Genomic DNA, 14,938 nt, shown 5'->3' with positions numbered 1-14,938 from the left:
CTGAAACGCAATCCGCCCCTGCCGGTATGGTGCTGCCATACCCCTATCTCCTGTTTCTCGGCGATGCCGACCCATCCTTTGCAAAGACGGCCTATGGTCTGCGCGACTGGGCAAGGGACAAATGCGTCGGCGAATATCGCCTGCCGGGCGGGGAGGCGACGACGGGATTGACTCAGATGACGCCGGTTGAGGCGCATAAGGCTGGCGCCCGCTCCATGGTGGTAGGCATCGCCAATCCGGGCGGTATCATTCCCGAAGAATGGACGGCCGCGCTTGCCGAAGCGCTGGAGGCTGGCCTCGACCTGATCAGCGGGATGCACAGCCGCCTCTCCGATCTCGGCAATCTGGGCGAAGTCGCCCAGCGTACCGGTCGCCGCCTGATCGACGTTCGCATTCCCCCGGCGGGGCTTCCCGTCGGCACGGGCCGCCCGCGCAGCGGAAAGCGTCTGCTGACGGTTGGCACTGATTGTGCCCTCGGAAAGAAATACACTGCGCTTGCCATCACAGAGGCTTTTCAGGCGCGGGGCGTAGACTGCGATTTCCGTGCGACCGGCCAGACCGGCATCATGATCGCGGGCGGCGGCATCCCCATGGACTCGGTTATTTCCGATTTTCTCGCCGGCGCCGCCGAAACGCTCAGCCCGGATGCAGACCCCGATCATTGGGACATTGTGGAGGGGCAGGGGTCGCTCTTCCATCCCTCCTATGCCGGTGTATCACTCGGCCTCTTGCACGGCAGTCAGCCTGACGTTCTGGTGCTCTGTCACGAGGCGCAGCGGACCCGTGTGATCCGTTATCCCGACTTCGCGTTGCCCAGCCTTCAGGAGGCGATGGACCTGAACCTTACCCTCGCACGGCGAACGAACCCCGCTGTCCGCATGGGCGGGATCAGCGTCAATACGGCGGACATGTCGCCCGATGCGGCGGAACAGTGGATGGCGGATACGGCGGCGCGCCTCGCCATGCCGGTCGCGGACCCGGTTCGCGGTGGACCCCGTTTTCAGGTGCTCGTTGACAACTGCCTGTCCGGATGAGCCTTTGACGGCCTCCGAAAATATATCGAAGCCACAGGGATGGAGACCCAGCATATGATCCGGAAGCCTTTTCTAAATCGCAGTTCAGCATTGTCGGTCGGTCGGCGCGCCGTGCCGCTCGCCTCCCTTGCTCTTCTCGCCGCCTGCGCGACGACCGCTGCTCCTGGCACGGACGCGGAAACGCAGACGCCGCAGGCGCTCGCTTCCGGCGGCGAATATGACGTCGTCATTCGCGGCGGTACGATCTACGACGGTACTGGCGGCGCGCCTGTGCAGGGCGACGTGGCGATCGAGGGCGACCGGATCGTCAAGATCGGCGCGGTCGATGGCAAGGGCGATACAGAGGTCGATGCCACTGGAATGGCGGTGTCCCCCGGCTTCGTGAACATGCTCAGCTGGGCGACGCGCTCGCTCCTGACAGACGGCCGCGCCATGGCCGATCTGAAACAGGGTGTGACGCTGGAGGTGTTCGGCGAAGGCTGGACGATGGGACCGTTGTCGCCCGAAATGAAGGCGGCGGCCGCACCTGCCGATGGCAGCTATCAGGTCGACTGGACCACGCTCGGCGAATATCTGGAGCATCTGGAGGAAAAGGGCATTTCGCCGAACGTCGCCAGCTTCGTGGGCGCGACCACCCTCAGAATTCATGAGATGGGCGAAAAGGATGTCGACCCTACTCCGCAGCAGCTTGAAAATATGCGCGGTCTGGTGCGCCAGGCGATGCAGGAGGGGGCGCTGGGCGTCGGTTCGGCACTGATCTATGCGCCCGCCAATTATGCCGAGACGCCGGAAATCACCGCGCTCGTTGGCGAGGCTGCGAAGTGCGGTGGCATGTATATCAGCCATATGCGTTCGGAAGGCGATGAAATTCTCGCCGCCGTCGACGAACTGATCGGCATTTCAAAGGCCACCGGCGCGCCTGCGGAAATCTATCATCTGAAAATGGCCGGCACCAAGAACTGGGACAAGTTACCCGCCGTCATTGAAAAGATTGAAGCGGCACGCGCTGGCGGCAATCGCATCACCACCAACATGTATACCTATACGGCGGGCGGTACCGGTCTCGACGCGGTCATGCCACCCTGGGCGCAGGATGGCGGCATCGACGCGCTGGTCGAACGCCTGAAGGATCCGGAACTGCGCGCGCGCATCGTCAAGGAAATCAGCGAACCGAGCGACGATTGGGAGAACCTGCTTCTCCTCGCTGGCGGCGCGGAGGGCGTCTTGCTGGTCGACTTCGAATCAGAGGCGTTGAAGCCGCTCGCCGGCAAGACGCTCGCCGAAGTCGCGGCGATGCGCGGCAAAAGCCCGGAAGAGACCGCCATCGACCTCGTCATCGAGGGCGGCAATGGCGTTGGCGCCGCCTATTTCATGATGTCGGAGGATAATGTCCGCAGCCAGACCGCGCTGCCGTGGATGAGCTTTGGTTCAGACGCGGGCGCTCCTGCGGCGGAGGGCGAGACCCTGGAAAGCAGTACGCACCCGCGCACCTATGGCAATTTCGCGCGCCTTCTTGGAAAATATGTGCGTGACGAGCAGGCGCTGCCGCTGGAGGAGGCCATTCACAAGCTGGCGGCGCTCCCTGCGGAAAATCTCGGCTTGCGTGGGCGGGGCACATTGGCACCCGGAAACTTTGCCGATGTCGTCATCTTCGATCCCGCGACGATCTCCGATCACGCCACGTTCGAAGATTCGCACCAATATGCGACCGGCGTCCGCGATGTCTTTGTCAACGGAACGCAGGTTCTGAAAGATGGCGAGCACACGGGTGCCAGCGCCGGTACCGTCGTACGCGGCCCCGGCTGGACCGGCTGGCCCGATGGCGGCAAGTGTCCGGCTGACACTGCGGCGGCCGGATAGGCCATTCGGCGCAAATATTGGGGCGGCGGTCTTATTCGACCGTCGCCCCATATCGTCCAGAAACGAAAAAGCCGCCCCCCGCCATATGGCGAAGAGCGGCTTCCCTCAGACCTCCCGAACCCCCGGAAGGTCCAAAGCCTATTCGGCGGCGAACTGGTTCATCGTGTTATGCGCGCCGCCCGCTTTAAGAGCGGCCTCGCCGGCGAAATATTCCTTATGGTCGTCGCCCAGGTCCGAACCCGCCATGTTCTGGTGGCGGACACAGGCGATCCCCTCACGGATTTCCTTGCGCTGCACATTCTTGACGTAGCCGAGCATGGCCTGCTCGCCGAAATATTCCCGCGCCAGATTGTCCGTCGACAGCGCCGCCGTGTGATAGGTCGGCAGTGTGATCAAGTGGTGGAAAATGCCGGCGCGCGCGGCCGCGTCCTTCTGGAAGGTGCGGATCCGCTCGTCGGCTTCTGCCGCCAGATCGGTACCGTCATAATCGACGCTCATCAGCCTGTCGCGATCATAGCCTGCGACATCCTTTCCGGCCTCGGCCCATGCATCATAGACCTGCTGGCGGAAATTCAGTGTCCAGTTGAATGACGGCGAGTTGTTATAGACCAGCTTGGCATTGGGAACGACTTCGCGGATGCGATCGACCATCCCGGCAATCTGTTCGATGTGCGGCTTCTCCGTTTCGATCCACAGCAGGTCCGCGCCATTCTGCAGGCTGGTGATGCAGTCCAGGACGCAACGGTCTGCGCCCGTGCCCGCCCGGAACTGATACAGGTTCGATGGCAGACGCTTCGGACGCATCAGTTTTCCGTCGCGGTTGATCAGGACATCGCCCGGCTGGCCGGCGCCATCGACCTCTTCGCAGTCCAGGAACGCGTTATACTGGTCGCCCAGATCGCCCTCTTCCTTCACATAGGCGATCTGCTTCGTCAGTCCTGCGCCCAGCGAGTCCGTCCGTGCGACGATAACGCCGTCCTCGACGCCCAGCTCCAGGAACGCATAGCGGATGGCGCGGATCTTCTGCAGGAAATCCTCGTGCGGAACGGTGACCTTGCCGTCCTGATGGCCGCACTGCTTTTCGTCGGACACCTGGTTTTCGATCTGCAGAGCGCAGGCACCGGCCTCGATCATCTTCTTGGCCAGCAGATAGGTTGCCTCGGCATTGCCAAAGCCGGCATCGATGTCGGCGATGATCGGCACGACGTGCGTCTCGAAATTATCGATCTTGTTCTGCAGATCGCGGGCCTTCACCTCGTCGCCAGAGGAGCGGGCAGCGTCCAAATCGCGGAACAGACCGCCCAGCTCGCGTGCGTCGGCCTGGCGCAGAAACGTGTACAGTTCTTCGATCAGGGCGGGAACGCTCGTCTTTTCGTGCATGGACTGGTCGGGCAGGGGGCCGAATTCGCTGCGGAGGGCCGCGACCATCCAGCCGGACAGGTAAAGATAGCGGCTCTTGGTGGACCCGAAATGCTTCTTGATGGCGATCATCTTTTGCTGACCGATGAACCCATGCCAGCAGCCCAGCGACTGCGTGTAGTTCGCCGGATCGGCATCATAGGACGCCATATCTTCGCGCATGATCTTCGCGGTGTATCGGGCGATGTCCAGGCCGGTCTGAAACCGGTTCTGCAGGCGCATGCGGGCGACCGCCTCGCCTTCGATCTGGGTCCAGTCATTGTGCGGCTGCACCAGATTCTGGGCGTTGGTGATTTCGGTATTGTAGGACATTCGGCTTCCTCGCTTTCTGATTGTCGCCTGATTACCCCGCCGGTGCCTGCCCGCGTAAGGGCCGCCAGAGTCATACTGTAAGACTTTACAACCCGGTTTTGTCATGTTGTAATGATGTGACAGGAGCGCTTGTCATGGTAAAGAAAAGATCGGTTTATCTGGGTCCGCGCATTCGCCGCCTGCGGCGTGAACTTGGCCTGACACAGGCAGAAATGGCCGCCGATCTTGAGGTGTCGGCCTCCTATGTCACTCTGCTGGAACGCAATCAGCGCCCGACGACCGCCGACCTCTTGATGCGGCTGGCGCAAGTTTACCGCATCGACATTGCCGAATTATCGGATGCTGACAGCGACAGTCACCGCACCCAGCTTGAGGGGGCGCTCAAGGATCCGCTGTTCGAGGGGATAGATATTCCGCCTTTGGAGCTGGAGGATCTTGCCGCCAGCTATCCCGGCATATCGGAGGCGATGCTGCGGCTCTATTCCTCTTACAGCAAGGGCCAGCTTGCCTTGGCCGATGCCGCCGCGCGGGAGGATGGCGGCGGCGGTCCCGATCCAGTTTTTGCCGTCCGCGAGTTTCTCGCCGCGGCCCGCAACCATTTTCCTGCCCTTGAAAATGCCGCGACCGCACTTGCCGAAAGGACGGGAGGGCGGGAGGGGTTTGCCGCCTATCTTCAGTCGCGCCACGGCGTTCGCGTGCGCCGCCTGCCTGCGGATGTGCTGGTCGGATCGCTGCGCCGTTTCGACCGGCACCGGCAGCAATTGATGCTGGCCGACAATATGGACGGCGCCACCCAGGCATTTCAGACGGCGCTGCAAATCGTCTATCTGGAATTGCAGGACGACATCACGCGCCTGCTGGGAAATCATTTCCAGGGCGGCACTGCGGAGCGGCTGGCCCGTCGGGCGCTCGCCAATTACGCGGCTGCGGCGCTGCTGATGCCTTACGAGGCCTTTCGGCAAGAGGTGGAGCGTCGCCGCTATGATGTGGAGGCGCTGGCCCGCCTCTTCTCGACCAGTTTCGAACAGACCGCGCACCGACTGACCACCCTGCAGCGTCCGGGGGAGGAGGGGGTCGCCTTCTTCTTCATACGGGTCGACCCGGCGGGGAATGTGTCGAAGCGGCTGGACGGTGCCGGATTTCCCTTTGCGCGCCATGGCGGCGCCTGTCCGCTGTGGAACCTTCACACCAGTTTTCAGCGCCCGCGCGAAGTCATGACGCAATGGCTGGAACTGCCCGACGGCAAGCGCTTCTTCTCGATCGCGCGCACCGTCACATCCGGCGGCGCCGGCCATCACCTCCCCCGCGTCGAGCGGGCTGTCGCGCTGGGCTGCGCGGAGGATCAGGCGAAAAGGCTGATCTACGCCGACGACGATCCGCAAGGGGCCGCGCGTGCAACACCCATCGGCGTGGCGTGCCGTCTGTGCCAGCGTGTCGATTGCCCGGCGCGCTCCGCGCCTCCTATCGGGCGGGAGGTTCTGACCGACGAATATCGCCGCATGGTGACGCCCATCAGCGTCGGCGACAGATAGGTGCGGCGCTGGAACGCAGGGGGCGGCGGGAACACTGCCGCACCTCCGGCGTATTTGTTTTGTCATCCAGGGATGGCATCATAGGCAGAGTGCATATCGAAGGGGGCTGCGAACAATGGCGGATGATATCAAGAAGGCGGGTCCAGACCGACGCTCCGTCCTGAAGGGAAGCGCGCTCGCCGGTGGTGTCGGCGCCATGCTCGCCACCAATGTCCGCGCCGCACAGGATGGCGCGCCTCGGGCGGCGGCCACCGTGTCGCGTATCCCCGTCTCCCTCTCCGTCAACGGCCAGACGCGGGACGTCTCCGTCGATCCCCGCGCGACTTTGCTCGATACGTTGCGCCACGATTTCGAACTTACCGGAACGAAGAAGGGCTGCGACCATGGTCAGTGCGGTGCCTGCACCGTCCATATCGATGGGGAGCGTAAATTGTCCTGCCTGACCCTCGCCGCCACGGTAGAGGGTGCCGACATCGTCACCATTGAGGGGCTGGCAAAGGGTGACGCCCTCCATCCGATGCAGCAGGCCTTCATCGACCATGACGCGTTCCAGTGCGGTTATTGCACGCCTGGACAGATCATGTCCGCAGTCGCCCTGGTAAAGGAGGGGCATACCGGCAGCGACGCCGAGATCCGCGAATATATGTCCGGAAATCTGTGCCGCTGCGCCGCCTATCCCAATATCGTTGCCGCCGTGAAGCAAGCCGCGCCCCAAATGGGAGACGCCTGATGCGCCCGTTTCAATATGAACGCGCAGCAAGCCCGGCGCGGGCAGTATCCTCTGCGGATGCGGGTTCGAAATATCATGCAGGCGGAACGACGCTGATCGATTTGATGAAGCTGGACGTGTGGCGGCCGGAACGGCTGATCGACATCTCCGCGCTCAAAGAGCCTCGGATGACCCGGATCGAACTCAACGGAAAGGCACTCCGCATCGGCTCCATGGTCACCATGGCCGCACTCGCCGCTGACGAGGGCGTTCGCCGGTCCTGCCCGGTGCTGACCGACTCTCTCTGGCTGGCCGCATCGGCGCAGCTTCGCAATATGGCGCGCCTCGGTGGTAATGTCCTGCAGATGACGCGCTGCTCCTATTATCGCGACACGTCCTACGATCAGTGCAACAAGCGCGCACCAGGCTCTGGTTGCGCCGCCCTGGACGGGTCAAACCGCCATCACGCCATTCTCGGCACGTCGGACGCCTGCATCGCAACCTATCCGGGTGACTGGGCGCAGGCGCTGATCGCCCTCGATGCGGTTGTAGAGATACTTGGAAAGGATGGCCCCAAATCCGTTCCTTTTGCCACCCTGCACCGGCAGCCGGGCAATCGCCCGGATGTCGAAACCACCCTTGCGGCGGGTGATCTTATCACTGCCTTCGTGATTCCGGATGCCGACTGGGCCAGGTCGAAATATCTGAAGATCCGGGATCGCGAATCCTATGCCTTCGCGCTTACCAGTGCGGCGGTCGCTTTGCGGATGGATGGCGATGCCGTCTCGGACGTGCGCATCGGACTTGGCGGCGTCGCTACGGTTCCGTGGCGCGCGACGGCGGCAGAGGCCGTTCTCAAGAATGCGGCGCTGAGCGAGGACACTGCCCAACAGGCGGCAGAGGCGGCCTTCGCAGATGCCAACACGTTGGAACATAATGCGTATAAGGTGGAACTCGGCAAACGCACATTGGTGCGCGCCCTGATGGATACCGCCGGGATGGAGGCCTGATCATGGCAGATGTTACGAACACCGCCGCCCCCACCATGGCGAATGCCGGCAAGCCGATCGCCCGTTATGAGGCGCGGCAGAAGGTAACCGGCGGCAAGATATATGGCGACGACCTCGCTGTTCCCGGAAAGCCGGCCCATGGCTGGCTGGTCACCAGTGCCATCGCAAAGGGCACGATTACCGCCATCGACGACAGTGCGGCAAAGGCCGTGCCCGGCGTCCTGATGATCATGACGCATGAAAACCGGCCACCCTTGCAGCCGATGAAGACATTTTCGACGGGCGGCATCGGCCTTACCAGCCAGGAGCCACTCGGCGGGCCGGAAATCGCGCATGACGGGCAGATAGTCGCCCTGATTGTCGCCGAAACCTTTGAGGCTGCGCGCGAGGCGGGGCGTAAGCTCGACATATCCTATAATGAAAGCCGCCCCGCCACGACCTTTGGTTCGCCCGGCGTGGTGCGCAAGACGACGAAGGAAGTCGTCGGGCGCGGTGGCGGCCCCACCCTTGGCGATGTAGAGGCGGCACTTGCCGGTTCGGCCCATGTGGTAGAGGCGGAATATTCGACGCCCGTTCAACACCACAATACGATCGAGATGTTCACCACCACCGCCTTTTGGGAGGGGGATCGCCTCACCCTGCACGAACCCAGCCAGTTCGTATGGGGCGCCAAGGTCGGACTTGCCAAGCAGCTCGGCATCGATCCCGACAATGTTCATTATGTCTCGCCCTTCGTCGGCGGTGCCTTCGGGGCAAAGGCCGCCATTGGGCACCGCACGCCTCTCGTCGCCTTGGCGGCGAAGCAACTCGGCAGGCCGGTGAAGCTCGTTCCCACGCGCGACCAATGCTTTACAATTGCAGGATATCGTCAGGAAACGAAAAGCAAGGTACGGCTCGGCTGCGACGCGGATGGCAGGCTGACCGGGTACAGCCACGAGCTTGACGAATTCACGTCTCTTCTCGACCCCTATCATAATGGTGGTCTGGAAAATTCAGCCGCCATGTACGCGTTCAAGGCGGTTGGCGGCGACATGTTCCTCTCGCGCGGGGACCGCAACGTCCCCGTCTTCATGCGGTCGCCGCCAGAGGTGCCGGTCATCTATGCGCTGGAAAGCGCCATGAACGAACTCGCGGAAAAGGCCGGCATGGACCCGGTCGCGTTTCGAAAACTGAACGACACGCGCGTCAATCCCGTCAACGGCGCACCTTATACCAGCCGCTCCCTGAACGAATGTTTCGACGAGGCTGCGGCGTCTTTCGGCTGGTCGCGGCGCACGCCTGCGCCCAGATCGATGCGCGACGGCGACTGGCTGATCGGCTGGGGCTGCTCCATGGCAACCTATCCCACCTCCATGACGCCTGCCACCGCGCGCGTAACCCTGAATGCCAATGGCGGTGCGAAGGTAGAGGTTGCCGCCCACGATGTCGGAACCGGTGCATATACCGTCATCGGCCAGACTGTCGGCGAAAGGCTGGGCATCGATCCGCGCCGCATTATCGTTCAGTGTGGCGACAGCGACCTGCCGCCCGGCCCCGTGTCCGGCGGTTCCGTGACTACGGCCAGTGTGACGTCGGCGGTGGCAAAGGCGTGCGATCAACTGCTTGCGAAAATGTCGGCATCCGGACCGATGTCGGACGAAGATCGCCGGGCCGCCTTTGATCGCATCGGCTCCAATGCGCTTATCGAATATGCCGAATGGACCCCCGCTGGCATGGATCCGAAGCAGGCAAAGGCCCTTTACGACGGCGGCGTGCCGTTCGCCGGCGGCGCGGGAGAAGATCGCACCATGTTCGCCTTCGGCGCCGAAATGGTAGAGGTTCGCATCAATGAGCGGACGCGCGAAATCCGCGTTCCCCGCATGACCGGCGCATTTGCCGCTGGCCACATCATGAACCCCCGTACGGCACACAGCCAGTATCTGGGCGGCATGATCTGGGGCATGGGCTCCGCCCTGCTGGAGGCGACGGAGATGGACCGGCTGCGTGGTCGCTACGTCAATGACAATATCGCCGAATATCTTGTCGCGACCAACGCCGACATTCCGCAGGTCGATATCATCATGGTGCCGGAGCAGGACGACGAGATTAACGTTCTCGGCGTCAAGGGTATTGGCGAGCTCGCCAATGTCGGGACGGCGGCAGCAATCACCGACGCGGTCTACCACGCGACAGGTGTGCGTATCCGCGACCTTCCCGTCAGGATCGAGCAGCTTCTGGTTTGAAGCCACCTATTGCGCCTGAAGGGAAGTGGACACGGGGAACCGGACACCAACCGCACAGATCTGTGGTCCCGATGACACGCAGCAGGGAAAATCGACACTGGGTCCGTCCAAATTATTTTGAATAATAGGATTTAAGGCGCGATTTTCCACGGGGTGTTGGCGGAGACGTAGCCGCCGGGCGGGCAGAGGTCTTTCTCATTGATGACGAATGATCCTGCGCGTCTCACGCGTGCGCGCGCGCACACGCGCTGAGTGTGCGTTTTGTCCGGTTCGGCCCGAGCGTCGGGGTGTCCGCTTCGCCGGATCAGGGCTTGGGGACACCGCCGGAATGGTGTCGCCTTTTACGCTTCGCGCTCGATCCCCGACAGAAACGAATCGACGTTTTTGCCCAGATCGCCGACCGCATAACCACCCTCCATCACGATCAGCGTCGGCAGTTTCAGTGCCGCGATGTCAGCGCCCATCCTCTGGAAATCAGCGGTCTGTAGTTGGAAATGGGAAATCGGATCATCGGCATAGGTATCGGCGCCGAATGACAGGACCAGGAAATCGGCCCCCCATTCCGTGATGGCGGACAGCGCACGCGCCAGCGCGGTCTTGTAACTGCTCCATGCCGTACCCTGCGGCAACGGCAGGTTCAGCGTTGTGCCCTTACCCGGGCCATCGCCGGTTTCATCCTCGTGGCCCCAGTAAAACGGATAGTCCGTCTTCGGATCGGCATGGATCGAGGCAAAGAACACGTCCTTGTCGCGGTAGAAGATGTCCTGCGTACCATTGCCGTGGTGATAATCCACATCCAGGATCGCCACCCGGCGGGAATGCTGGGTGCGCGCATGCTGTGCAGCAATGGCCACATTGTTCAGATAGCAATATCCGCCCATATAATCGCGCCCGGCATGGTGACCCGGCGGTCGGCACAGGGCAAAGACCGTCTTTCTGTCGGGCTCGGTCAGTAGCTGGTCGCACGCGGTCAGGGCGCATTGCGCCGACCAATAGACGGTCTCCCACGTCCCCTCCGCAATCGGTGTCGCGGCGTCGAAGGAATAGGCGCCGATGCGGGCATCGATCCGCGTCAGGTCAAGCGGACGCCGCCCCACCACGGGAAAGGTATAGCCGATCGCGTCGCCCGTTCTGCCGCTTGCCCGCCAGTCTGCATGTGCCGCTTTCAGGAAATCGACATAATCGCCATCGTGGACGGCGCGGATCGGGTCTTCGCCAAAATCCCGTGGCGTTTGGGTGGCTCCTAAGCTCGCCACGATATCTCGCGCGCGTTGCGGCGTTTCACTGAACGGCGCCCAGTCGCCATTGTGCAATTCTCTCAGCGGCGCATGAAGCAATTGGCGCTCGTCAAAAATCTTTAGCATGGACGTCCTTCCCTGATGCTCGTCTTGCGGGCCTAGTGCACCCGGTGACGGCGGCTTGCAACGGGAAGCGGGCAAGACATTGCGTCTCCCGGGCGAAAATAATTTGCTGTTTTGAGAAGGGCCAATACGCGCTATGCGTTGCGACGCAAATTTCATTGGACGGGGGAAGACGATGAAACAAATGCTTTCATGGACCATCGCAGCGGCTGCCTGCCTGTTGCCGTTCTCGACGAATGTGTCGGGGCAGGTCGCTCAGGAACCGCAAGTGCAGCAAGCTCAGCCTGCGCCTGCACCTGGCCCCGGTGGGGACTCCCCCGCCGCTGCTCTCGACGCAACGGACAGTACCGCCAGTGCAGCAGATGCCGCGCGGTCGGCCAGCACCTCAAGCACCCGGGACGGTGCGCATCCGCTTACGCGCGATGACCTGGTGACGTGGCTCGACGGCTATATGGAATATGCGTTGAAAAGCGCGGATATCGCTGGCGCCGTGGTGGTCGTGGTGAAGGATGGCGAGTTTCTGGCAGAGCGTGGCTATGGCTATTCGGATGTCGCGGCGCGTCGGCCGGTAGACCCGGAAACCACGCTGTTCCGGCCCGGTTCGGTTTCCAAGCTCTTTACCTGGACCGCCGTTATGCAGCTTGTCGAGCGCGGCGAAATCGACCTCGACGCCGATGTTAACCGCTATCTTGATTTCGAGATTCCGGCCCGCGACGGTGAACCCGTCACCATGCGCAATATCATGCAGCACACTGCCGGCTTTGAGGAGCAGGGCAAGGCCGTCATCATGCGCGATGGCGACCTCGTGCCAAACTACGAGGAACTGCTGAAGGCGTGGGTGCCGGAACGGATCTTCCCTGTCGGAACGACGCCGGCTTATTCGAATTACGCCACTTCGCTCGCGGGATATATCGTCGAGCGTGTGTCCGGCGAACCGTTCGACGACTATATAGAGCGGCACATTTTTGCGCCGCTGCGCATGACGCGCTCGACGTTCCGCCAGCCCCTGCCGTCGGAGCTGGAGCCCTTGATGTCAAAGGGGTATTCGCGTGCCAGCGAACCGGCGCGGTCTTTCGAATTTGTGGGCCCGGCACCGGCGGGATCGCTGTCATCGCCCGGCGTGGACATGGGCCGCTTCATGCTGGCGCACCTGAATGACGGTGAACTGGACGGGCAAAGGATACTTCAGCCGCGCACGGTGGAGATGATGCACGATTCGCCCACCACCATCATTCCCGGCCTGAACCGTATGCAGCTGGGATTCTTCGAAACAAACGTGAATGGCCGCAAGGTCATCGCCCATCTTGGCGACACGGCGGATTTCCACACGTCTCTGCACCTCTTTCTGGATGAGGACACGGGCTTCTACGTGTCGTTCAACAGCGCCGGGCGGGAAGGGGCGTCCGGCAATCTTCGCTATGCCCTGTTCCACGATTTTGCCGATCGCTATTTCCCCGGTCCGCCCATGCCATCGGCTCTCGATGCAGAGACGCAGCTTGAACATGCGTCACTGATGGCGGGAAATTGGCAGGTGTCGCGCCGGTCGGAATCGAACTGGGCCGCTCTGCTGGGCCTTTTGGGACAGACAAAAATTGTCGTCACTGCCGATGGCAAACTGTCCATACCCGGGCTTACCACCCCCGGCGGCGGTGCGCGCGAGTGGATAGAGGTCGCGCCCTTCACATGGCAGGACCCGGTCACCAATGACCGCTTGATTGCCAAATTGCGCGACGGCCAGCCCTATATCTGGTCGTTCGACATGTTCTCCCCCTTCATGGTGTTCACTCGCCCTGCATGGTACGCCAACGGCGCCTGGCTGTTGCCCGCGGCCGGTATCGGGCTGGGTATCCTCGTCCTGACGATCCTGTTGTGGCCCATCCGTGCACGCGTTCGTCGCCATTTCGGCACTGCGCTGTCGCTATCCCGGCCGGATCTGCGGGCTTACCGGGCAAGCCGCTGGGGGGCGCTGGCCGTTGTTGCCGTCGTCCTAGCCTGGGGCATATTCCTGGCGTCTGCGGCGCAGGGGGATGCGGTATCCGGCGGCGGCCTGGACTGGCTGCTGATCCTGTTGCAGATTTTCGGGATCGTCGCCCTGCTTGGCGGGATCCTCGCCCTGGCGTGGAACCTGGTGCGCACATGGTCCGGCACTCGCGACTGGAAGGCGAAATTGTGGGCGCTGCTGCTGCTGATTTCCGCAGTGCTGGTCGCCTGGGCCGTGTGGGTCGCAGGGCTGCTCTACATCGGCGCCAGCTTCTGATGGATTAGGGGCGGTGACAGCGCAGACGCGCTGCCACCGCCCCCGGCGAAGTCAGGCCCACATTTCAGGAAGCCTGGTTCAGGCGGGTTCCGCCGACGAAATCGCCTGCTCTCCGACGATGTTCAGGCCATATCCTGCCAGCGCCACCAGTGTGTGGTGCGAATTGGTCAGCAGGACCATGTCCTGCACGCCCAGCTCTGACAGGATCTGCGCACCGATGCCGTAATCGCGAAGCTCGCCCATTTCGGGCTGTCCCGGCGCGGCATGGCCCGCCTTCAACTGAACGACCGTGGTCATGGCATTTTCCATCACCCGGTTGACGATGACGACGACACCGCGCCCCGCCTCCTCGATCTGGCGCATCGCACCCTGCAGCAGGCCGGTGCGGTCGGACCTCTCGCCCAGGCTGTCGTTGAAGATGTTGAGCGTGTGCATCCGAACGAGGGTCGGCGTGTCGGGATCGATCTGTCCTTTCACCAGGGCCAGCGTTTCCGTTCCCACCGCCTTGTTGCGATAGGTGATGGCGCGCCAGTCGCCACCGTAGACGCTGTCAAAACTGGTTTCGGCAGTTTTGACGATATTGTGGTCGTGTTTGCGGCGATAGGCGATCAGGTCACGGATCGTGCCGATTTTCAGCTTATGTTCCCTGGCAAACGGGATCAGATCGTCCAGCCGCGCCATCGTGCCGTCATCGCGCATGATTTCACAGATGACGCCGGAGGGGTTGAGTCCCGCAAGGCGCGAAACATCAACCGCCGCCTCCGTATGGCCGGCGCGAACCAGAACGCCGCCGTCGCGGGCGATCAGGGGAAAGACATGGCCCGGTGTAACGATCGCATCGGCACCGCGGGAGGCGTCGATTGCCACGGATATGGTGCGTGCCCTGTCGGCGGCGGAAATGCCTGTGGTGACGCCCTCTGCCGCCTCGATCGAGGTGGTGAAGGCCGTGCTGTGCCGGGTGCGGTTATTGGCGCTCATCAATTCCAGACCAAGCTCGCGCACCCGGGCACTGGTCAGGGCCAGGCAGATCAGGCCGCGCCCGTGACTGGCCATGAAATTGACGGCATCGGGCGTCGCCATCTGGCCCGGAATGACGAGATCGCCCTCATTTTCGCGATCCTCGTCATCCACCAGGATGAACATGCGGCCATTGCGCGCCTCTTCGATCAGCTCCTCGGGCGTTGCCAGATAGTGCTCGATCGTCGGTGCCACATTCATCTCC

General features: G+C 62.5%; 10 protein-coding genes. 7 read left to right on the top strand and 3 right to left on the bottom strand.

The genetic code is table 11. The features are described from left to right. Nucleotides 1-26 precede the first annotated feature (26 nt). A complete protein-coding gene (locus ACSMXM_RS07105; RefSeq protein ID WP_460316368.1) occupies nt 27-1,034 on the top strand; it encodes a DUF1611 domain-containing protein in 1,008 nt (335 codons plus the stop codon). A 54-nt stretch (nt 1,035-1,088) separates the two neighbouring features. Next, nucleotides 1,089-2,894 carry an N-acyl-D-amino-acid deacylase family protein gene (locus tag ACSMXM_RS07100; protein WP_460315209.1) on the top strand — a complete coding sequence of 602 codons (1,806 nt, stop codon included), beginning with the start codon at nt 1,089-1,091 and terminating at the stop codon, nt 2,892-2,894. Between the two features lie 138 nt (nt 2,895-3,032). Here ACSMXM_RS07100 and ACSMXM_RS07095 read toward each other — a convergent pair whose 3' ends face one another. Beyond that, on the bottom strand, nt 3,033-4,625 hold the full coding sequence (locus ACSMXM_RS07095) for an isocitrate lyase (protein ID WP_460315208.1): 1,593 nt from the start codon (nt 4,623-4,625) through the stop codon (nt 3,033-3,035). 134 nt (nt 4,626-4,759) lie between these two features. Here ACSMXM_RS07095 and ACSMXM_RS07090 point away from each other — a divergent pair, with 134 nt between their 5' ends. The 4 genes from ACSMXM_RS07090 (at nt 4,760) to ACSMXM_RS07075 (ending at nt 10,098) form a co-directional block, all read left to right on the top strand. Then, complete coding sequence (locus ACSMXM_RS07090; RefSeq protein WP_460315207.1) at nt 4,760-6,157, top strand: helix-turn-helix domain-containing protein; 1,398 nt, start codon at nt 4,760-4,762, stop codon at nt 6,155-6,157. 115 nt (nt 6,158-6,272) lie between these two features. Further along, nucleotides 6,273-6,887: a (2Fe-2S)-binding protein gene (locus ACSMXM_RS07085; RefSeq protein WP_460315206.1), complete on the top strand. Its 615-nt coding sequence runs from the start codon at nt 6,273-6,275 to the stop codon at nt 6,885-6,887. Then, on the top strand, nt 6,887-7,876 hold the full coding sequence (locus tag ACSMXM_RS07080) for an FAD binding domain-containing protein (RefSeq protein ID WP_460315205.1): 990 nt from the start codon (nt 6,887-6,889) through the stop codon (nt 7,874-7,876). Before ACSMXM_RS07085 ends, ACSMXM_RS07080 begins: the two co-directional genes overlap by 1 nt. A 2-nt stretch (nt 7,877-7,878) precedes the next feature. Beyond that, a complete protein-coding gene (locus ACSMXM_RS07075) occupies nt 7,879-10,098 on the top strand; it encodes a xanthine dehydrogenase family protein molybdopterin-binding subunit (protein WP_460315204.1) in 2,220 nt (739 codons plus the stop codon). Between the two features lie 341 nt (nt 10,099-10,439). Here the strand turns inward: ACSMXM_RS07075 and ACSMXM_RS07070 are convergent, their stop codons facing one another. Next, the gene (locus tag ACSMXM_RS07070; RefSeq protein ID WP_460315203.1) at nt 10,440-11,462 is read right to left on the bottom strand and encodes a histone deacetylase family protein; all 1,023 of its coding nucleotides are present in this window, start codon (nt 11,460-11,462) and stop codon (nt 10,440-10,442) included. A 172-nt stretch (nt 11,463-11,634) separates the two neighbouring features. On the opposite strand from ACSMXM_RS07070, the gene ACSMXM_RS07065 reads away from it, so the two are divergent. Continuing rightward, nucleotides 11,635-13,716, top strand: a complete 2,082-nt coding sequence (locus ACSMXM_RS07065; RefSeq protein WP_460315202.1) for a serine hydrolase domain-containing protein — start codon at nt 11,635-11,637, stop codon at nt 13,714-13,716. Nucleotides 13,717-13,794: 78 nt separating this feature from the next. Here ACSMXM_RS07065 and ribB read toward each other — a convergent pair whose 3' ends face one another. Next, nucleotides 13,795-14,928, bottom strand: a complete 1,134-nt coding sequence (ribB, locus tag ACSMXM_RS07060; RefSeq protein ID WP_460315201.1) for a 3,4-dihydroxy-2-butanone-4-phosphate synthase — start codon at nt 14,926-14,928, stop codon at nt 13,795-13,797. Nucleotides 14,929-14,938: the final 10 nt, after the last annotated feature.

The organism is Pacificimonas sp. ICDLI1SI03, assembly GCF_054740865.1.
Note: the sequence above shows the minus strand (reverse complement) of the source record. Positions and strands in the feature narration are given on the sequence as shown.

Bases quoted from the DNA above. Each gene is read 5' to 3' on its own strand.
- ACSMXM_RS07105 (WP_460316368.1), top strand. From the start codon at position 27: ATGGTGCTGCCATACCCCTATCTCCTGTTTCTCGGCGATGCCGACCCA.
- ACSMXM_RS07100 (WP_460315209.1), top strand. From the start codon at position 1,089: ATGATCCGGAAGCCTTTTCTAAATCGCAGTTCAGCATTGTCGGTCGGT.
- ACSMXM_RS07095 (WP_460315208.1), bottom strand. From the start codon at position 4,625: ATGTCCTACAATACCGAAATCACCAACGCCCAGAATCTGGTGCAGCCG.
- ACSMXM_RS07090 (WP_460315207.1), top strand. From the start codon at position 4,760: ATGGTAAAGAAAAGATCGGTTTATCTGGGTCCGCGCATTCGCCGCCTG.
- ACSMXM_RS07085 (WP_460315206.1), top strand. From the start codon at position 6,273: ATGGCGGATGATATCAAGAAGGCGGGTCCAGACCGACGCTCCGTCCTG.
- ACSMXM_RS07080 (WP_460315205.1), top strand. From the start codon at position 6,887: ATGCGCCCGTTTCAATATGAACGCGCAGCAAGCCCGGCGCGGGCAGTA.
- ACSMXM_RS07075 (WP_460315204.1), top strand. From the start codon at position 7,879: ATGGCAGATGTTACGAACACCGCCGCCCCCACCATGGCGAATGCCGGC.
- ACSMXM_RS07070 (WP_460315203.1), bottom strand. From the start codon at position 11,462: ATGCTAAAGATTTTTGACGAGCGCCAATTGCTTCATGCGCCGCTGAGA.
- ACSMXM_RS07065 (WP_460315202.1), top strand. From the start codon at position 11,635: ATGAAACAAATGCTTTCATGGACCATCGCAGCGGCTGCCTGCCTGTTG.